This window comes from Prevotella falsenii DSM 22864 = JCM 15124, assembly GCF_000613945.1.
Lineage (GTDB): Bacteria > Bacteroidota > Bacteroidia > Bacteroidales > Bacteroidaceae > Prevotella > Prevotella falsenii.
Map to the genome: position 1 here is coordinate 1 of NZ_BAJY01000004.1, position 17,888 is coordinate 17,888.

At 43.8% G+C, this 17,888-nt stretch carries 19 protein-coding genes and 2 tRNA genes; 11 read left to right on the forward strand and 10 right to left on the reverse strand.

Annotated features, from left to right (window positions below; all coding sequences use genetic code 11):
- Window positions 1-200: hypothetical protein (locus JCM15124_RS15695; protein WP_156930611.1), on the reverse strand; the 200-nt coding region annotated here is incomplete at its 3' end.
- A gap of 81 nt (window positions 201-281) precedes the next feature.
- On the opposite strand from JCM15124_RS15695, the gene JCM15124_RS02410 reads away from it, so the two are divergent.
- Window positions 282-1,184, forward strand: a complete 903-nt coding sequence (locus JCM15124_RS02410) for an RluA family pseudouridine synthase (protein ID WP_024998146.1) — start codon at window positions 282-284, stop codon at window positions 1,182-1,184.
- A gap of 571 nt (window positions 1,185-1,755) precedes the next feature.
- Here the strand turns inward: JCM15124_RS02410 and JCM15124_RS02420 are convergent.
- Window positions 1,756-2,409, reverse strand: a complete 654-nt coding sequence (locus JCM15124_RS02420; RefSeq protein WP_024998147.1) for a DnaJ domain-containing protein — start codon at window positions 2,407-2,409, stop codon at window positions 1,756-1,758.
- Between the two features lie 117 nt (window positions 2,410-2,526).
- Complete coding sequence (gene nspC / locus JCM15124_RS02425; protein ID WP_024998148.1) at window positions 2,527-3,690, reverse strand: carboxynorspermidine decarboxylase; 1,164 nt, start codon at window positions 3,688-3,690, stop codon at window positions 2,527-2,529.
- Window positions 3,691-3,758: 68 nt separating this feature from the next.
- Here nspC and JCM15124_RS02430 point away from each other — a divergent pair, with 68 nt between their 5' ends.
- The 9 genes from JCM15124_RS02430 to JCM15124_RS02470 all read left to right on the forward strand — a co-directional run bounded on the left by JCM15124_RS02430 (window position 3,759) and on the right by JCM15124_RS02470 (window position 12,885).
- Window positions 3,759-4,370, forward strand: a complete 612-nt coding sequence (locus JCM15124_RS02430; RefSeq protein WP_024998149.1) for a thiamine phosphate synthase — start codon at window positions 3,759-3,761, stop codon at window positions 4,368-4,370.
- Window positions 4,371-4,404: 34 nt separating this feature from the next.
- The gene (locus JCM15124_RS02435) at window positions 4,405-5,343 is read left to right on the forward strand and encodes a ribose-phosphate pyrophosphokinase (protein WP_024998150.1); all 939 of its coding nucleotides are present in this window, start codon (window positions 4,405-4,407) and stop codon (window positions 5,341-5,343) included.
- A gap of 221 nt (window positions 5,344-5,564) precedes the next feature.
- The gene (locus JCM15124_RS02440) at window positions 5,565-5,942 is read left to right on the forward strand and encodes a DUF2141 domain-containing protein (RefSeq protein ID WP_024998151.1); all 378 of its coding nucleotides are present in this window, start codon (window positions 5,565-5,567) and stop codon (window positions 5,940-5,942) included.
- 42 nt (window positions 5,943-5,984) lie between these two features.
- Entirely contained in the window at window positions 5,985-8,096 is a 2,112-nt protein-coding gene (locus JCM15124_RS02445) for an outer membrane beta-barrel family protein (protein ID WP_024998152.1), read from the forward strand.
- A 2-nt stretch (window positions 8,097-8,098) separates the two neighbouring features.
- Complete coding sequence (locus JCM15124_RS02450; RefSeq protein ID WP_232220056.1) at window positions 8,099-8,713, forward strand: tellurium resistance protein TerC; 615 nt, start codon at window positions 8,099-8,101, stop codon at window positions 8,711-8,713.
- Window positions 8,703-9,005, forward strand: a complete 303-nt coding sequence (locus JCM15124_RS02455; protein ID WP_024998154.1) for a winged helix-turn-helix domain-containing protein — start codon at window positions 8,703-8,705, stop codon at window positions 9,003-9,005. The genes JCM15124_RS02450 and JCM15124_RS02455 overlap by 11 nt, the downstream gene beginning before the upstream one ends.
- Before the next feature lie 64 nt (window positions 9,006-9,069).
- A complete protein-coding gene (locus JCM15124_RS12930) occupies window positions 9,070-10,164 on the forward strand; it encodes a S41 family peptidase (protein ID WP_232220057.1) in 1,095 nt (364 codons plus the stop codon).
- Window positions 10,161-10,340: a hypothetical protein gene (locus JCM15124_RS16385; protein ID WP_232220058.1), complete on the forward strand. Its 180-nt coding sequence runs from the start codon at window positions 10,161-10,163 to the stop codon at window positions 10,338-10,340. The genes JCM15124_RS12930 and JCM15124_RS16385 overlap by 4 nt, the downstream gene beginning before the upstream one ends.
- A 697-nt stretch (window positions 10,341-11,037) precedes the next feature.
- A complete protein-coding gene (locus JCM15124_RS02470) occupies window positions 11,038-12,885 on the forward strand; it encodes a DUF2436 domain-containing protein (RefSeq protein WP_036884918.1) in 1,848 nt (615 codons plus the stop codon).
- 70 nt (window positions 12,886-12,955) lie between these two features.
- Here the strand turns inward: JCM15124_RS02470 and JCM15124_RS15700 are convergent, their stop codons facing one another.
- Window positions 12,956-13,096 carry a hypothetical protein gene (locus JCM15124_RS15700; protein WP_156930613.1) on the reverse strand — a complete coding sequence of 47 codons (141 nt, stop codon included), beginning with the start codon at window positions 13,094-13,096 and terminating at the stop codon, window positions 12,956-12,958.
- A gap of 67 nt (window positions 13,097-13,163) precedes the next feature.
- On the opposite strand from JCM15124_RS15700, the gene JCM15124_RS02475 reads away from it, so the two are divergent.
- Window positions 13,164-13,829 (forward strand): DUF2436 domain-containing protein, encoded by a 666-nt coding sequence (locus JCM15124_RS02475; RefSeq protein ID WP_024998156.1) that lies wholly within the window; start codon window positions 13,164-13,166, stop codon window positions 13,827-13,829.
- Window positions 13,830-13,944: 115 nt separating this feature from the next.
- On the opposite strand, the gene JCM15124_RS02480 is transcribed toward JCM15124_RS02475, so the two are convergent.
- From JCM15124_RS02480 to dnaB, 6 genes are all read right to left on the reverse strand, one after another.
- A tRNA-Glu gene (locus JCM15124_RS02480) sits at window positions 13,945-14,016 on the reverse strand.
- 28 nt (window positions 14,017-14,044) lie between these two features.
- Window positions 14,045-14,133, reverse strand: a tRNA-Ser gene (locus JCM15124_RS02485).
- 109 nt (window positions 14,134-14,242) lie between these two features.
- Complete coding sequence (locus tag JCM15124_RS02490) at window positions 14,243-15,028, reverse strand: YaaA family protein (protein ID WP_024998157.1); 786 nt, start codon at window positions 15,026-15,028, stop codon at window positions 14,243-14,245.
- 12 nt (window positions 15,029-15,040) lie between these two features.
- Entirely contained in the window at window positions 15,041-15,541 is a 501-nt protein-coding gene (locus JCM15124_RS02495; RefSeq protein WP_024998158.1) for a low molecular weight protein-tyrosine-phosphatase, read from the reverse strand.
- A 427-nt stretch (window positions 15,542-15,968) separates the two neighbouring features.
- Window positions 15,969-16,208 carry a hypothetical protein gene (locus tag JCM15124_RS15705; RefSeq protein WP_156930615.1) on the reverse strand — a complete coding sequence of 80 codons (240 nt, stop codon included), beginning with the start codon at window positions 16,206-16,208 and terminating at the stop codon, window positions 15,969-15,971.
- 44 nt (window positions 16,209-16,252) lie between these two features.
- On the reverse strand, window positions 16,253-17,773 hold the full coding sequence (gene dnaB, locus JCM15124_RS02500) for a replicative DNA helicase (protein WP_024998159.1): 1,521 nt from the start codon (window positions 17,771-17,773) through the stop codon (window positions 16,253-16,255).
- Window positions 17,774-17,888 lie beyond the last annotated feature (115 nt).

The window sequence follows — 17,888 nt, forward strand, 5'->3', positions numbered from 1 at the left end:
TCTCTTATAAGTAGGTGTTCATAATTAATTGACATTGTATTTACGGCTATTTTCCAGTCAGTCTGCCGTCTTGAAGAAGGAGTGTAGCGGGCTACACGACTGATGAAAGGCGACAGACTGACGGAAAAGAGACGTGAAGACGATAGCAAAGTGAAAGCATAAAAGATAAAAGCAATATAGATACGTTTAATTTTGAACACCTACTTATTAATAGTAATTGATACCTTAAACAGGCTACTATTGATGGTTTAAGATTGGAAACATAATACCTTTACGGCAGAATGAGGAAAGATAATTCATATAAGAAAAAGGAAAAGTACGTTCAGATGAACGTGCAAGACGATGCTCCATTGTTGGAGTGGTTGCTGGAAAACGTAAAGCAAAGTAAGTCGAAAACGAAGGCTACGCTTCAAAATCGTGGCATTAAAGTGAATAACAAAACCGTAACACAATTCGATTTTGCTTTGCATAAAGGCGATAAAGTATCTGTCAGTACGAGCAAAAAGAACGACCAATTCCAAAGTAAGTACGTAAAATTGGTTTACGAAGACAGGTATTTAGTGGTGGTAGAGAAGAGCCACGGCATTCTTTCGATGGGCGTCGGACAGTCTTCTTTGAATGTAAAGAAGATACTTGACGACTATTTCAAGCAGTCGCGACAAAAGTGTACCGCACATGTGGTTCACCGTCTCGACCGCGAAACGTCGGGTTTGCTGATTTATGCCAAAGATATGGAGACCCGCCAACAGCTCGAACACGAATGGCATCGTATCGTTTACGACAGGCGTTACATCGCCGTACTTAGCGGACGAATAGAAGAGGAGGGCGGAACGGTAGCCAATTGGTTGAAGGAAAACAAATTGTATGTTACGTACAGCTCTCCCGTAGACAATGGTGGCAAGTATGCTGTTACGCATTTCCACGTTCTAAAAACAACCGATTCGCATTCGTTGGTAGAGTTTAAACTGGAAACAGGACGCAAAAATCAGATACGTGTTCATGCTGCTGACATTAATCACCCTGTATGTGGCGACTCGAAATATGGCAATGGCGACAACCCTTTAAAGCGTTTGTGCCTGCACGCTTATATTCTTTGCTTTTATCACCCCGTAACACATCAGCCTTTGGAGTTTAGTACACAAATCCCAACAGGCTTTAAACGTATTTTTGAAAAGGACAAGTAAATGGAAAATATAGGTAACTATTTAGGCGTAATTCTTCTTTTTATAATTGGCGTAATCGTTGTAAAGAAAGTTACGAGCTGTATTCTGAAGTTGATATTCGGTATCTTGATAGTGCTCATAGCACTTTGGCTTTTAAATGTTTTTGGTATATAAACTGTTTTGAGAGCCTGCTTGCTGCGTGTCATTATGGTTGCACTTCCGTGCAATGATTATGCGGTCTCAATGCGACTTTAGTCTCTGCGTTCATCGTTTTATCGATAGAAAGCAGACAAAAGAAGTGTGAATATTTTTTAGAAGGGTGTCTTTTGATTAACTAACTCTTTATCAACGTTTTATAAAACCTATTGTCTGGCATTTCAAAACAATAGGTTTTGAAAGGTAAAAGCGTAGGTTTCGCTGAGCAAAACCTACGCTTTTGGAATGTCAAACCGCAGTTGTTATATTTTGTCCGAATATTCTTTACAATAGTAAAGCTGTTTCCCGGCACCTGTCTTCCGCAGCAAAAAGAAAATCGTTCTTCAATAAATGCCTGCCGAGCCTTTATTTATACTGACAGCATAAATAAGTTTTTTTATGTATCGTAGCGCATTTGACGAAGATGTTCCTTTTGCTTTTCGGTCAGGACAGTAGGAAGTTTTACGTTGTATTTCAGTATTGTATCGCCCGAATTGTCCTTACTTTTTATTCTGACCTTTGTACCGTTCTGCGTGTAAGGCTTTACTTTCAGTTTCACTTTTCTGCCTTGTGGAAGCATAACGACAATTTCACCGCCCAATAAGGCTGTGTATAAGTCGATGCTGACTTCCGCTTCTTGCGATTGTGGTGCTGTCCTTTCATAGGTTGTCTGCTTTCTGAAACCACCTCTCACACCACCTCCGAACAAGTCTTGGAAGAAGCTGCTGAAGCCACTGCCCATTCCGCTAAAGTCGAAACCCTCGAAGGCTGTATTGTAGTTGCCGCTACTTTGCCGCCCCCCACCAAAGCCTTCATAGGCTTCCGCATTGCGCCATTGTTCGCCGTATTTATCGTATTTGGCACGCTTTTCGGGGTCGCCGATTACTTCGTAAGCCTCCGACAATGCCTGAAACTTTGCTTTTGCCTTTGCATCGTTGGGGTGAAGGTCGGGGTGAAATTGCTTTGCCCGTTTCCGATAAGCAGCCCGGACATCTTTTTGCGGTATGTCTTTCTTTACACCTAATATTTTATAATAATCTATAAATGCCATTTTTAAGTTCCTTCTGCTTTATGTTTTCTTAACTTTATATAGGCAAAATATATGCCATAGCGTTTAAAATTCATCATTTTGGCAGATATTTTATAAGAAAATAGCATTTATTTCGTCTTAATCCATGCGTTGTTTATAGTCGTCGTAAGTAAATCTGCGCAATGTTTCCAACGTTCCGTTTTGTTTGAGTAGAGCAAAGTCGGGGTGGCTGATGCCGTTAAACATATTGGTTTTAACGGTTGTGTAGTGCAGCATATCTTCGAAAATGATGTTTTCTCCTATTTGTAATTCATGGTCAAACTTCCAATATCCCAGCCAATCGCCGCTCAGACAGCTGTTCCCTCCCAAACGGTAAACGTGCTGTTCGTGCTGTTTGCTGTCTTCAACGTGCTTGGCTGTACGAACATCGGGGCAGTAGGGCATTTCCAAACAGTCGGGCATGTGGCAAGTAAAGCTGACGTTCAAGATGGCAGTACTTATGCCCTTGTCTTCCACAACATCTACAACTTGCGATACCAGAGGACCTGTTTGCCAAGCAAATGCACTTCCCGGCTCTAATATTATTTTAAGCCACGGATACCTTGCCTTGAACTTTTGCAGTATGCTGATTAATCGTTTTATGTCGTAATCCTTACGCGTCATAAGGTGTCCGCCACCAAAATTAATCCATTTAACTTGCTTGAACCACGGCGAGAATTTGTCTTCGATGTGTTGCAAGGTACGTTCGAAGACATCGCTACCGTTTTCGCAATGGCAGTGAACATGGAAACCTTCAATGTCGTCGGGTAGCTGCCGGGGCAGTTTGTCGGCTGATACACCGAAGCGAGTGCCTGCTGCGCAGGGGTTATAAAGTAATGTTTCTATCTCAGAATATTCCGGATTGACACGCAATCCGATACTTATGTTGCCGTTGGCTTGCTTTGCGCGCAAGTGAAACCGATTGAATTGGGAGAGCGAATTGAACACCAAATGCGATGAACATTGTGCTATTTCGTCTATTTCGTAATCGGTATAAGCAGGCGAAAAAGTATGTGTGGGTGCGCCAAATTCACAGTACCCCAACTTGGCTTCATAAAGCGAAGATGCTGTTGTGGCATTAATATATTCGCGAAAAATAGGGAATGTCTTCCAGAGCGCGTAGGCTTTGAATGCCAAGATTATTTCGATGTCAGCCTCTTTCGCTATCGACGAAATAAGCGACAGGTTGTTGCGCAACTTCGTTTCCTCTAATACATAGGCGGGACGGTGCAACTCTTCAAATGTTACAGTGTTTATTTTCATTTTGCAAATATACAGAAAAGTTTGTAAAACTCAGAAATAATATCTACCTTTGCAACAAATTATAGGGTATGAAATTAGTCGTTATGACTAAATCCACATATTTTGTGGAAGAAGACAAGATATTGACTGCACTCTTCGAGGAAGGACTTGACAATCTCCATATCTCGAAGACCGAAAAGTCTGCCCTCTATTTAGAGCGGCTGCTGTCGCTCATTCCGAACACCTATCATAGGTATATCACTGTTCATCAGCATTATTACCTGAAAGCCGAAAAGTCGTTGGCAGGTATTCATCTTGATACCGAAAACGCCGTTCCGCCTATCGGATACAAAGGACAGATAGGAAGAACGTGCAGAAATTCCATGCTGCTGAAAGAAATGCGAAAGAGTTCCGACTACGTATTTTTAGGCAATGTGTATGGCAGCGAGCACGATAATTTCGACGAAGAACATACGTTTTCCGATTTTGAACTGAACGAACTGAACGACCAAGGACTGCTTGGGAAACGTGTTTATGCCATGGGAGGAATAACTTTGGAACGGATTTCAGACATAAAACAATATGGATTTGGAGGCGTCGTTGTAGGCGAGGAATTTTGGAATCAGTTCGATTTGCATGCCGACACCGATTTTAAAGGTATCATAAAGTACTTTCGGAAACTTCAACAAGCAACAGAATAATCAACATAACACCTACATTTAACAACTAATAGAAATGAGTGAAGAAAACTCTTTTTTAGTATTCTCGGGAACAAAGACGAGATACTTGGCAGAAAAAATTTGTGCAAGTTTAGGCTGTCCTTTAGGCAATTCGTTAATGACACGCTTCTCTGATGGAGAGTTTGTGGTTTCTTACGAGCAAAGTATCCGTGGAAAGGACATTTATTTGGTACAAAGTACCTTCCCCAACTCGGACAATCTAATGGAGCTGCTCTTGATGATTGATGCTGCAAAACGTGCATCTGCCCGCAACATCATTGCGGTTATTCCTTATTTTGGTTGGGCGCGTCAGGACAGAAAAGACAGACCACGCGTGAGCATTGGCGCGAAATTGGTTGCCGATTTGCTCAGTGTAGCAGGTATCGACCGTCTTATTACGATGGATTTACACGCAGATCAGATACAAGGTTTCTTCGATGTGCCTGTCGATCACCTCTATGCAAGCGGTGTATTGCTGCCGTATTTGCAGAGCCTGCGCTTGAAAGACATGGTCATAGCCAGTCCTGACGTGGGTGGTTCCAAGCGTGCAAACACATACGCGAAGTACCTTGGCTGTCCGTTAGTGCTTTGCAACAAAACGCGTGCACGCGCCAACGAGGTTGCAACAATGCAGATTATCGGTGATGTAAAGGACAAGAACGTTATTATTGTAGACGATATGGTAGACACAGCGGGCACTATGACAAAGGCTGCCGATATTATGAAGGAAGCCGGAGCGAAGAGCGTGCGTGCCTGTGCATCGCATTGCGTAATGAGCGGACCTGCCAATGAACGTGTAGAAGCATCAGCAATAGAAGAAATTGTATTTACCGATTCTATCCCATACACCGACAGATGCTCAAAGGTTAAGCAGATTTCGGTTGCCGATATGTTTGCAGAAACTATCCGTCGTGTTGTGAACAACGAAAGTATATCAAACCAATACCTTGTTTAACAGATAGTATTTAGCAAACAAAAAGCCGGCTGCAACCTTTTCGTAAGTAGCCGGATATAACATAAAATATAAGAGGATATGCCGTTTTAACGGCATATCCTCTTTTTCTTTCTGTATGTTAAATAAAGTTATAACACTCTCATTGTTAGTTTGAATATTTGGTTTATATTATAAACTACATTATTTTTGCAGTGTGATTAATAAATTAAAGGAGACTGATTATGAAACGATTACTATTATCTATTATTACTTTTGCCGTATGCGCATTGTGTAGCGGTAAATCCGTAACGCTATCCATTAACGGAATAAGGGAAACAAAAGGGACGCTTTTAATAATGGTGGAGACTTTAGATGCAACCGATAAAACCGCCAAGCCCGTAATGTTGATGCGAGAGGTGAGTGGGCATAAAATGGAAATAGCGTTTGAAATACCCGAATGGAGCAAGTTTAAAGTAAGTGCTTTTATTGATACCAACGACAACAAACAGTTGGATATGGACGAATACGGTCGCCCGACAGAAGGCTTTATACAGCAGGTTTTCACCGGAAAAGATTTGACGAAAGGCTTGCTTACCGCAAAGGTTGTTTATCTTCAATAAAACTTTTGAGGAACGAGAAAAGAACGAAAAGAAGAAAAAGTTATGCTATTTTTGAATATTCTGCTCTCAACGTTCGTGTCGTTTTCCGATACTGTCAATGTATCGAAAGAACATTTGCTGCAAGAGGTTACCGTTGTTGCAAACAGAACGATGAACAAAGGCAACAAAATAATTGTGCAAATGCGTGAAGACGAGAACAAAACGATGGACGAAGTGTTGGCATCTGTGCCTCACGTGGCAGTTACCGAGAGTGGCATTAGCATAGATGGCAGAGGGAAAGTAAAGGTGCTTTTCAATGGGCACGAGGTGCGAATGGAAGGTGCGGCATTGGTAAACTACTTGCAAAGTCTGCGTTCGTCCGATATTAGCAAGGTGGAAGTTCAGACTGTTCCCGATGCTTCGCAAGATGCCGACGTGCAGGGCGGAGTGATTAATATTGTTCTTCGGAAGAAGAAAGACAACGGAACGAGTGGCTCGATAGACAACCGTTTGAATGCTGCCGACACATACTTCCGCAACACGGCAGCCGCTTCTGTATTCTCAAGATGGAATAAAATAAATCTGTATGCTTCGTTTTCCAATCCCATTACTGCCAAGAATGATGGGGAAGGACGCCTAAAACGAGTTTTCAATGTGCCTTTATACGATTATAATTCTGCGAGTAGCAACCGCATTCCGGCAAGAGACTATTATTGGCGAATAGGCGGATTTGCCGATTTAAGTACTCGTTGGAATGTCGGAGCAGAGTATGCTTTCACGCTGAACCGTTTGAAACGAACAACCAACGACCGTACATCAATTCACACACCGGACATTAATATGCACGATGTATTAAGTACTTACACGCAAAAGCTACGAAATCATCTGCATTCGCTTCAGGCAGACGTACTATATAAGGTAGATAACGAAGGGTCAAGGGTAAAGTTTTCTACTTCGTACGATGTCAGACGGTTGCGTGGCGATAATGTTAATCTGTTTGAAAACAGGTGCGATTCGAGCAACACGGCATCATTATATAAGGTGCTGGCAATGGATTTATCGGTACTCAAGCAGTTTACAAAGAACAGCAATCTATTGTTTGGAGCGAAGCACAGTGCCATATCGGCAGACAACAATACGTTGTATAGCGGTGTTTCGTCAGACCAAAACGGCAACAGCACTGCCGCTTTTGAACAGAAAGAACGCATCTTTGCAGGGTATGCACAGTTTGCGGCTGCTTACAAGAAGCTGAATTACGAAGTGGGATTGCGGTACGAATATGTAGCCACCAAAGAGTTTCCGACGAACATAAAGAGACATTACAGCGACTTGTTCCCCTACGTTTCGGCAAGCTACGACATAGACGAGTACGGCAAATGGAAAGTTATCGCATCGTATTCTCGAAAGATAGCCCGCCCGTTGTTCAGTCAGCAGAACCCTACGAAAACGCAGACATCGTTGTTTACTTATACGATGGGCAATGTTGCGTTGCGTCCGGAATATGTGAACAGCATTCGTTCGACGTTTGTTTACAATTATATATACTCGCTGACGTTGGGCGTTGATATGCACAGCGACCTGATTAGAGAGTTTTCTCTTGAAACAACCGACAACCCTTTGGGCAGTTATGTTACTTTCATCAACCACCATCAGGAAAACCATTGGTACGCTTATCTTAGCCTGCCGCTCCAACCTTGCTATTGGTTCAATATAAGTTTGAATACGCTTCTCTGCCATCAAACTATTCAAATAGCCGCAGACGGGAATACAAAAGGGCATTTCCTTTATATGAATAACACCAAGGCTACTTTCCGGTTGCCGCACGATTTCAATGTGGAAGTATCATTAGATGCCATTTCCCGACTGCATTCCGGCAACTCCATGATTAGGTCTTATCAGCGTGTAGACCTGCTGTTGTCGAAGAGTTTCAAACCAAGAGTAAACCTTTCGTTGGCTGTGAAGAATGTATTCAACAAGCAGTACGATTTCATTGAAACGCACAGCCGTTACTCCGGTTTCTACGATACGATACAAGGAGCCAACAGTAGGAACATTCAACTTACGCTTACTTACAACTTCGGCAAAGGAAAAGGCGGCAAAAAGCTGAAGCGCGACGACCACGGCGAGGCGGAACGATTGAACGATTTCAATAAAAACAACAATATAAAACTATGATTATGAAAGAAAAAGAATTAACAGCAGCAGAGAGTTTGAAACTCATCGAGAGTACGATAGAGCAGAGTAGGAGAGACGTTGCCAAGGCTTCGGCACAGCCGTTGCTTGTCTGGGGCGGATTGGTTTTAGCTACTGCGCTCATCATTTGGTTGCTCATAACGAACACACCAAAGGGCGAAGGCGGCGGCAGTTGGTATTTGCTTTGGATATTGATGTCGCTGATAGGTGGCATATACCAGTACTATTTTAACCGTTCTTGGTCTGTTCCCGACACCATCGTCAGCCGTACCATTGGCTATATGTGGGGTGTATTCGGAATATCGGTGTTTGTTTTGTGGGCTATCAATATATGTGCGATAACCTTTGGCGGCATCTCCGTAAGGCAAATCATACCGATGACGCCAACCATCATTCTGCTCATGGGCTTGTCGGTCGCCGTTACAGGATTGATGATGAAACGCTTGTTCATCTCCATCATTGGTGCGGTGGCGTGTGCGGTATGCGCTTACCTTGCGCTTGTCTATCATGGTGTGGACGAATTGCTGTGCATAGCCGTTACAGCCGTGTTCACATTGATAGTTCCGGGTTTATATTTAAAGTTCAGCAATGGCAGATAACGATTTCCTCCCCCTCGACCCTTTGCTGAACAACGAGCTGCGTTTGGCAATTATGTCGATACTGATGAGTAGCGACAGTGCCGACTTCAACTACATAAAAAACACCACGAAGGCTACATCGGGCAACATAAGCGTGCAGATAGACAAGCTGGAAAAGGCGAAGTATATAAAGGTGAAGAAAGGCTACAAGGGCAAAGTTCCGCAGACGGTTTGCCGCATAACGCCACAAGGAATACAGGCGTTGGCAGACCATGTACAGGCTTTAAAGTCGTACTTGAATTTAAATATATAATATTAATAATATGAAGCGATTAATATTTGTATCCGTATTGTTACTTCAAACAATTATCTGCACAATGTCTGCTGGCAATTTCAATGATGGAAAGTTGAGCAGACAGCAAGCCATTAACGATTTGGACAGCTTGGTTTATATGTTGTGCGAGGTGCACCCCAATATATTTTCGGTGTGTACACCCACCACTTTCCTTTCTCAAGCGAATGCCATTAAGCAGGCATTTCCGGACAGCTTGACCACGCTCGACTTCTATCGGAGCGTTGCACCCTTGGTGGTTGCCGTTGGCGATGGGCATACAGCACTTTCCTTTCCTTATGAAGATACTTTCGGAAAGGAAATGCCACGCTTTCCTTTAATGGTTTCAGTTGATGCCAACGACTCTACGATTACCACGCGCGGAACTTTGTTTGGTGTTCCTGAAGGAGCGAAAATAGTTTCGATTAATGGTGTAAGCAGCAAGGAAATGATAGAAAAGATGTTACCTTATGCGTCGGGCGAGCGTACCTTCTTCAAGCTAACAAATGTGAGCAACGGGTTTCTTGCTTATTTCTATATGCTGTATAATGCTGATGAATACGACATACAATACATCAAAAACGGCAAAATTATAAGTCGAAAAATGCGTGGCGTTTCGTTGGAAGAAAAGCAAAAGGAGATGAAACGTGGCATGAAAGAAGTGCCACAGAACAAATCTGCGAGTTACCGCATCATCAATAAGAAAGCAGCTTTGCTGACCGTGCCTCATTTTATGAATGTGCAGGAATTGGCAGACACGTGCTGCAAGATGGTAGCAGATTTGAATACGCGCCACATAAAGAACCTTATAATAGATGTCCGCGATAATGGTGGGGGTTCTTCAAAAGCGGTAGACAGCTTACTTTCGTATATTGCAAAGACACCATACATACAGTTTGAAAAAGTATGGACAAAGGTTACACCGATTACACAAAAGTTGATGCGCCGCCAATACGCCCAAGGCGTGAACTTTTATGTAAATGACAAGATGATGCAACCGAAGTCCAATGCTGCACAACGCTATAATGGAAAGGTATGGGTGCTTATGAACCATCATTCTTTTTCGGCGGCAGCAAGTTTCGTATGGACGGTTAAGGCTTTCAAAATCGGCACACTTGTGGTGAAGAAGCCGGCGGAATGAATGTTGCCTACGGCGATGTTGTTATGTATGCGTTGCCTCAATCCAAATTGCAAGTTGCTATATCGTTCAAGCGTTTTTGGCTTTTCGGTGCCGATGAGAACAATATACATGGTGCACTGCCTGATATAAAAGTGGAAAGTAGCAAGGCTTTGGAAACGGTATTGGAAAGAATTTAGCATTAACACGCATTGTTTTTTCTTCGTTTCAAAATTGTTGGCACTTGCTTTTAGTGCTTAGATACATATTTCTTTTACGCTCTCAAACCTTTCCGTTATATGGGTTTGAGAGCGTTTTTCTTATATTTCCTCTTTGCCCGTGCTAAGGCTTTATACTGCGTTTGCACTACTCGAAAGAATTATTTACGTGTAAATAATTTCTTTTTTACACGTAAATAAATATTTCTTTACGTGTAAGTAAATATTTATTTACATGTAAAGAAATTAAATTAGGCTTACTAAAAGAACACAAAACAAATAAAAACAGAAAGTTAAATATGTTTCAGGAAGAAGAACCGATGGGGTAATGGTTATGAAAAAGCGGCATCTCACGTTTTTCATGGTGTTTTTCCCATAAAACCACCGTTCGGTCAAAGTTATTTAAACTGATACCTTATATTATTCTGTAATGGTAAAATTAAAAAATATTAGGAATATTTTAATGTTTAAAAAAAATATATTATTTTTGCACAAAGTAGTACCGGCGAACGGCATAATTGCGTCTGTGCAAGCGTCGCCCCATGCGCAGCAGCCCATGAAACCTAAAACAGCTACGACGAAAAAAGATATAAACGTAAAAACCTAATTCATCACAGAACGCCCAAACCTCCGTACGGCGTAGCTCTGAAAAGAGTTTTAACAGGGAGGCTTTACTATTATGGTCTATCAATTACTAAAGAACATGTATGCAGTAATTGCAGCAATGTTCGTGGCAATGTTCGCTTTGCCTGCCACGGCGCAGTCGCAAGGCAAGGCAAAAATCATTCTCGAAGCACACAATCTATGGGGCGATGGCAGCGGCTATCAGATGTTGCTCGATGCCGACCACAACCTTTACGGCAGCAAAATTCCTAAAACCGGTCCGTTGTGGAACGACGCCAATCCGCCTGCCGACCTGTACGATGGTTTCGAATACAAAATTCCGGCAGACGCCGACCCTTCTACCGAGCCCAAGCACATGGTGGTTGATGGCGAAGACTTCGTGGAAATTCCTGCCGGAGTGTACGATTTCTGCATCGTTTCGCCACAGAAAGGCAAGAAAATATGGATTGCAAACAACGAACTTGACCCGACAAGAGCCGACGACTACACTTTCGAGGCAGGCAAGATATACCGCTTCACCATCGTCTTCGTGGGCGGAAATAACAAGGACGGTGCGAAACTTACCATCATAGACTCGAACGAAAAGTACGACCTATCTATTGCGGGCACTACCGTAAACGCTGTAAACTGCACCAATCTTGCTACCATTCCCGGCGTAAAAGGCAAGGTTAGTTACGATAAAACCTCGAAAACGCTCTTCCTCGAAAACGCTACCATCACCACAACGGGCACCACGCTGCCTATCGAATCAAAGATAGACGGAATGAAGATAGACGTGAAAGGCAACAACACAATCACTTCCGGCGGTGTTGCAGCTATCTCGATAGAAAATGCAAAATGCTTTGTCAAGGGTGGCGGAAGCCTTAAACTGAGCGCAAAAGACTATGGCATGTACGCCAAGGGCGATGCGTCGGTAACCGTAGACGGGTGTATGATAGAGTCTGACGGAGCTTTCGGCAGCGACAGCAAGAATGCCGAAATGGCCATCAAGCGATGCGATGCAACCATAAAGGGGCGCGACTTCGGAACTATCAGCGGTATTAAGAATTTCGTTATCGAAGGTTGCAGAATCATAGAACCTGCAGGTGCGAAGTACGACAAGAACCTGAAGGCAGTTGCGCTCAATGGCGCAATGGTGAAAAGCGACATCGTTATCGAGACATCAGAATACGATTTGTCTGTCGCCGGCAGAATGGTAACAAAGGACAACTGCGACGACCTCACCGTAATTCAAGGCGTTAAAGGAAAGGTTAGCTACGACCACAAGACGAAGACACTTACGTTGGAGGACGCCACCATCAAGGCTGCGTCCGGTGCAAAAGCCATCTACTCGTGGATTGATGGCTTGACAATCAAGGTTATCGGCAAGAACCAACTCACGTCAAATACCACAACGCTCACCTTCCTCAAGCCTATCACCATTACAGGCGGTGGTGTGCTCGATGTGGAGAGTGCGCTCGACAATGCCATTTTCGCAACTCGCACCAACCTTACCATCGAAGAATGTACCGTAAATGCCACATCTCCGGGCTACGGCGTTACGGGTCTCGACGGCGAAAGCAACGAAACGCTGACCGTTCGTAATGCTACGCTGACCGCAAAAGGCACCGACGAGGCTTCCATCGGCAAGTTTACTTCGCTCATCATGGAGGGCTGTGCCATTACAAAACCGGAGGGAGCAACCTTCAATCCGGCACTCCACGGCGTGGTATTGGGCGGCATGCTGGTCAAGGAAAGGGTAGAAATAACCAAGGGCGCATCGGGTATTGCCACCCCAACAGCAAAGACCGTTACCGTAAAGCGTGGCACTTACACCCTCAGCGGCGTCCGCTTGTCTGACGATTTGAACAGTTTGCCAAAGGGAATCTATATCGTAGACGGTAAGAAAGTAGTGAAAAAGTAAAACCTATTTTGAAGGAGCGCGGCACGTTTGCGCTCCTTACGCTCTTTCGTAGCTTTATTTTGGTCTTCCGTTAAATGCGTAGACAACCGGCATTGAAATACATTGAGCCGCTCTGTGCCTCGGTCGGATAAAGTTGCAGCATCTTTCGTACCCGGCTTGTTTGCAGGCATTCATCACTTACAGAAGTTACATTACATTTAAAACCTATCATTTTTTAACGCCCAAACCTCCGATACGGCGTTACTCCGCAAGGAGTTTCAACAGGGAGGACAAATATTATGAAGAAACCATTACTTACTTTTTTCAACGCAGCAATAGCTGCGCTCTTCGTCGCCATGCTTGCATTACCCACCACGGCATGCGCACAAGACAAGGCAAAAGTCATTCTCGAAGCACACAATCCGTGGCAGGACGGTAGCGGATTTCAGCTTTTGCTCGATGCCGACCACAACTTATATGGCAGTAAAATTCCAATTAACGGTCCTCTATGGAACGATGAGAACCCGCCGGCCGACCTCTACGACGACTTTGAATTTAAGATTCCGGAAAATGCCGACCCTGTTCTGGATACCAAGAACATTCTTGTAGACGGCGAAATGGCTTTGGATATTCCCGCAGGCATCTACGACTACTGCGTCGCAGCCCCACAGAAAGGCTATAAAATATGGATTGTCGGCAAGAAATTAGACCCTTCGGCAGGCGACGACTACCACTTTGAAGCAGGCAAAACCTACCGTTTTTCGATAGAGATTGTAGGCACTTCTGTAGAAGATGCGGTAAGAATAACGGTTACAGAAACCTCTGCAGGCATCGACACGCTTATCGACCGCACTGCCAAAACCGACCACCGCATCTACAACCTTAACGGCACGCGCCTTTCAGGCAAGCTGCAAGACCTACCCAAAGGTATATATATCGTAAACGGGAAGAAAGTTGTGTTGTAGCCGAACAGGTATCTGGAATTCCTAGGAATACTAGGGATTCTAGTTTTTCTAAGCTCTATAGGAGTAGGGTATAAACACCAAAAGTCCGCAAGCACATGCTTGCGGACTTTTGATGTAGTCGGTACGAGAATCGAACTCGTATGCCAAGATTGAGAATCTTGTATCCTAACCGTTAGATGAACCGACCCTGTTATCGTTGATTTTCCCCCGAAGGGTGGCGGAAGGAGGGGATTCGAACCCCCGGTACGGTAACCCGCACGTCAGTTTAGCAAACTGGTGGTTTCAGCCACTCACCCATCCTTCCTATTCAAAGCTTGGTAACCAAGTTGCCAAGTCTTTTTTCAAATGCTGTGCAAAGGTACTATATATTTTCTATTCTTACAAATTTTTTGGTAGCTTTTTTCGTATATTGTTTAAATATCTAATCGCCAAAGCAGTTCTGTAAGCCCTTTCGGAAGAGGTTTTAGCGATGGGGTAGTAGGGTAGAACTTAAAGCCTTCATACTCAAAGTTCGGTAGTTCCTCCGGATTTGTTATTCTATTCCGGAGAACGTACCTCGTCATAGCTCCCCGACAGCTTTTTGCATACACGATTATATTTTTAAGTTTGTCGCCATCAAAAACCTTAAAATACGGTTGAACAACAGTAACCTCACTAAGAATCTTCTTCCAATCGAATATGTGTTGGTATTCTTCGGTAGCCAAATGCAGCAAGATACCATCGTCAGCCTTGACCGATTTTATAAGAACATCGGTCAGCAAAGGCTTCCAAAAATCAAAAATACGTTCTCCATTACTTGCTTCCAGTGTTATTTTTCCTTCAAGACGATAGGGGTGTATTATATTGTTTGGACGCAACAAACCATACAAGAAACTTAGTATCCATAGATGATTATTGCCAAATTCCACATCGTCTGGCGTAAGCGTGTGTGCTTTTAAACACTTATAGGCTTGTCCGTTATAAGCCAAAATAGCAGGTAGCTTATTTTCATCGTTAAAGAAATCAAGGTAATGCCGTTTAGCCGCTTGTGCCAAACTTATGCTGCACTTTAGTTCCGATTTAAGTTCTTCAACAGAATGTTGCCCCAATTCGAGTGCAAATTTATCGGCTTCATTGCGGAACAGCGGTTCTGTAAGCCCGTCAAGGTGCACATCTGTTGCCGCATTCATTAGTTTTGCCGAGGAGAGTATTATCTGCATACTGCGTATCGTTTAAATTTTTATAATTGTTTCCAATAACCCTTTACACCCATCTTCTATTAAGTCTAAGGCATATTCAAAATCTTTTGCACCGCCGTAATATGGGTCCGGCACAGATGTTTCTCCATTGTACCGGACGAAAAAGTCCTTCATCTTAACCACTTTCGCCCTTTGCTCTGCACTTTCGGCTTGATTGCAAATCTCAAAATAATTGTCATCGTCCATCACAACAATGTAGTCAAACGCATCAAAGTCTTTATTTCTGTCGAATTGTCGTGCTATATGGTTTATCTTGTAGCCTCGCTTTGCACCGTGTTCACGCATTCTCCGGTCGGGCAAATCGCCCACATGCCAGTTTCCGATTCCTGCAGAATCGATGGTGAAATTATGCGAAAGTCCTTTGCCGGCGGTTAAATGGTGCATTACGGCATCTGCGGCAGGAGAACGACAGATATTTCCTAAACATATAAAAAGCAGGTTGTAATGACGTTCTTTATTTGTAAATGTATCCATATTCCAATATCTTTTTTATAATGAGCCTACAAATTTACTGAAAAATTATGGTTTTATGACAGCATATTATTTATATTTCATCTTCGCATTCGTTATTATCTGATATTGTAAAGATAATTCCCTTAAAAAGTGATAACTTCGTTTCGACGTTGCGAAAGCGTAGGTTTTACAACGCAAAACCTACGCTTTTACCGTGCAAAACCTACGGTTTTGGAATGCGAAACAATAGGTTTTTCAAAACGTTGATAACGAGATGGTTATGCAATAGCTATCCTTGCGATAAATCTTTACATATTTCCTGTGTCTTAAAACCTATGCTTTTACTAACTAATGGCGATTATGATAAATAATAAAATCTATTTCTGTCCTATCGGAATATTGCAGAAGTCGAAGTAAAAACAAAAATCCACATTATGATAAAACCTTATCACGATATGGATTTTTTAAACCTTTTGTCTTGTATTTTATTTATTATAAGTAGGTGTTCATAATTAATTGACATTGTATTTACGGCTATTTCCCGGTCAGTCTGCCGTCTTGAAGAAGGAGTGTAGCGGGCTACACGACTGATGAAAGGCGACAGAATGACGGAAAAGAGACGTGAAGACGATGGCAAAGTGAAAGCATAAAAGATAAAAGCAATATAGATACGTTTAATTTTGAACACCTACTTACCATTATCAATATAGAAGTTGCGTTTTTACAACAAAGCTAAAATGGCGGTCTGTCGTCGGGCGGTGGCAGCGGGTCGTCGTTCATTTTGCTGCCAATAATTTCGCCGCCGAAATCGCTTGGTATGCCTGCGGGCATAAAACTATCCTCGTCGGGATTGGCAAAACGTGTGTATTCGCCGCGGAACGATAGCAGAACGTCGTCGGTTGCGCCTTTACGGTGCTTGGCAATAATGATTTGTGCCTTGCCGTGGAGGTCGTTTCCCTTCTCGTCTTGGAAGATACGGTAGTATTCCGGGCGGTGTACGAAGAGCACCAAGTCGGCATCTTGCTCGATGGCACCCGACTCGCGCAAGTCGCTCAGCTGCGGTCGCTTACCCTCGATGCCGTCGCGCTGTTCCACGGTACGGTTGAGCTGAGAGAGTGCCAATACAGGTATGTTGAGCTCTTTTGCCAATCCTTTGAGCGAACGGCTGATGGTAGACACCTCTTCTTGGCGGCTGCTGAAGCGCATACCGTTGGCATTCATCAGCTGAAGGTAGTCCACCATGAGCACCTTTATATCGTGTTCGCGCACCAAGCGGCGGGCTTTTGTGCGGAGTTCGAACACCGACAGTCCCGGCGTATCGTCTACATAGATGGGTGCACCCTCCATTTTGCGAAGGTTGTTGTCGAACCGTTCCCAATCAGAAGGGTCTAACTGACCGCTCAAAATCTTGCTGCCCGAGATGGAACAAACGTTCGAAAGCAAGCGGTTTACCAACTGTACGTTGTTCATTTCGAGCGAGAAGAAAGCCACAGGCACACGGTTGTCGATGGCAATGTTCTTGGCAAGGCTGAGCGCAAACGAAGTTTTACCCATCGCAGGACGCCCCGCAATGATGACAAGGTCGGACGGTTGCCAGCCCGCTGTTATCTTATCCAGCTGTGTAAAGCCCGTTGAGATACCCGTCAAGCCGCCACTTTCTTGGTTGTTGGCGGCTTTCAGCAACAGTTCGTGCGCTTGTTTCACGATGGGGTCTATCTGCGTGTACTCCTGCGCCATGTTCTTTTGCGAAAGCTCGAACAGGTTTCCTTCGGCTCGTTGCATCAGTTCGTCCACATCAACAGTCTCGTCGAATGCCGCCGTTTCTATCATCGAAGCAAACTGTATCAGCTGGCGTGCCAAGGATTTCTGCGCCAATATGCGCCCATGATATTCGATATGCGCCGACGATGCCACGTGCGAACTCAGCTCAACGATGTAGGCAGGACCGCCCACTTCTTCCAATTCGCCACTACGTTTCAGCTCTTCTGCCACCGTCATAATATCAACCGGCTTCTCGTGAAGGTTCAACGCCTGTATCGCACCATATATTTTCTGGTGTCGAGGGTCGTAAAACGTTTCCGGACGTATCATTTCCGACACTACCGTGAAGGCATCGCTGTCTATCATCAATGCACCGAGCACAACTTTTTCTATATCCAATGCTTGGGGCTGCAAGTGCCCAAACGAAGTATCGATAGGCGCGGCAGGGCGTCTATGGGTACTTTTGGTGCTGTTAGTTTTCTTTTCTGGCATAACAGCTACAAAATTAATGAAAAATCTGCAAACTCTCGCAACTTATCCATAATGATTTTTTATCTTTGCAAAAGGTTATGGTTGAATGCCCCCGTCTATTAGCCTTCTGCCATAA

Excerpts from the sequence above, each read along its gene's own strand:
- JCM15124_RS02410 (WP_024998146.1), top strand. The coding sequence starts at position 282 with ATGAGGAAAGATAATTCATATAAGAAAAAGGAAAAGTACGTTCAGATG.
- JCM15124_RS02420 (WP_024998147.1), bottom strand. The coding sequence starts at position 2,409 with ATGGCATTTATAGATTATTATAAAATATTAGGTGTAAAGAAAGACATA.
- nspC (WP_024998148.1), bottom strand. The coding sequence starts at position 3,690 with ATGAAAATAAACACTGTAACATTTGAAGAGTTGCACCGTCCCGCCTAT.
- JCM15124_RS02430 (WP_024998149.1), top strand. The coding sequence starts at position 3,759 with ATGAAATTAGTCGTTATGACTAAATCCACATATTTTGTGGAAGAAGAC.
- JCM15124_RS02435 (WP_024998150.1), top strand. The coding sequence starts at position 4,405 with ATGAGTGAAGAAAACTCTTTTTTAGTATTCTCGGGAACAAAGACGAGA.
- JCM15124_RS02440 (WP_024998151.1), top strand. The coding sequence starts at position 5,565 with ATGAAACGATTACTATTATCTATTATTACTTTTGCCGTATGCGCATTG.
- JCM15124_RS02445 (WP_024998152.1), top strand. The coding sequence starts at position 5,985 with ATGCTATTTTTGAATATTCTGCTCTCAACGTTCGTGTCGTTTTCCGAT.
- JCM15124_RS02450 (WP_232220056.1), top strand. The coding sequence starts at position 8,099 with ATGAAAGAAAAAGAATTAACAGCAGCAGAGAGTTTGAAACTCATCGAG.
- JCM15124_RS02455 (WP_024998154.1), top strand. The coding sequence starts at position 8,703 with ATGGCAGATAACGATTTCCTCCCCCTCGACCCTTTGCTGAACAACGAG.
- JCM15124_RS12930 (WP_232220057.1), top strand. The coding sequence starts at position 9,070 with ATGTCTGCTGGCAATTTCAATGATGGAAAGTTGAGCAGACAGCAAGCC.
- JCM15124_RS16385 (WP_232220058.1), top strand. The coding sequence starts at position 10,161 with ATGAATGTTGCCTACGGCGATGTTGTTATGTATGCGTTGCCTCAATCC.
- JCM15124_RS02470 (WP_036884918.1), top strand. The coding sequence starts at position 11,038 with ATGGTCTATCAATTACTAAAGAACATGTATGCAGTAATTGCAGCAATG.
- JCM15124_RS15700 (WP_156930613.1), bottom strand. The coding sequence starts at position 13,096 with ATGATAGGTTTTAAATGTAATGTAACTTCTGTAAGTGATGAATGCCTG.
- JCM15124_RS02475 (WP_024998156.1), top strand. The coding sequence starts at position 13,164 with ATGAAGAAACCATTACTTACTTTTTTCAACGCAGCAATAGCTGCGCTC.
- JCM15124_RS02490 (WP_024998157.1), bottom strand. The coding sequence starts at position 15,028 with ATGCAGATAATACTCTCCTCGGCAAAACTAATGAATGCGGCAACAGAT.
- JCM15124_RS02495 (WP_024998158.1), bottom strand. The coding sequence starts at position 15,541 with ATGGATACATTTACAAATAAAGAACGTCATTACAACCTGCTTTTTATA.
- dnaB (WP_024998159.1), bottom strand. The coding sequence starts at position 17,773 with ATGCCAGAAAAGAAAACTAACAGCACCAAAAGTACCCATAGACGCCCT.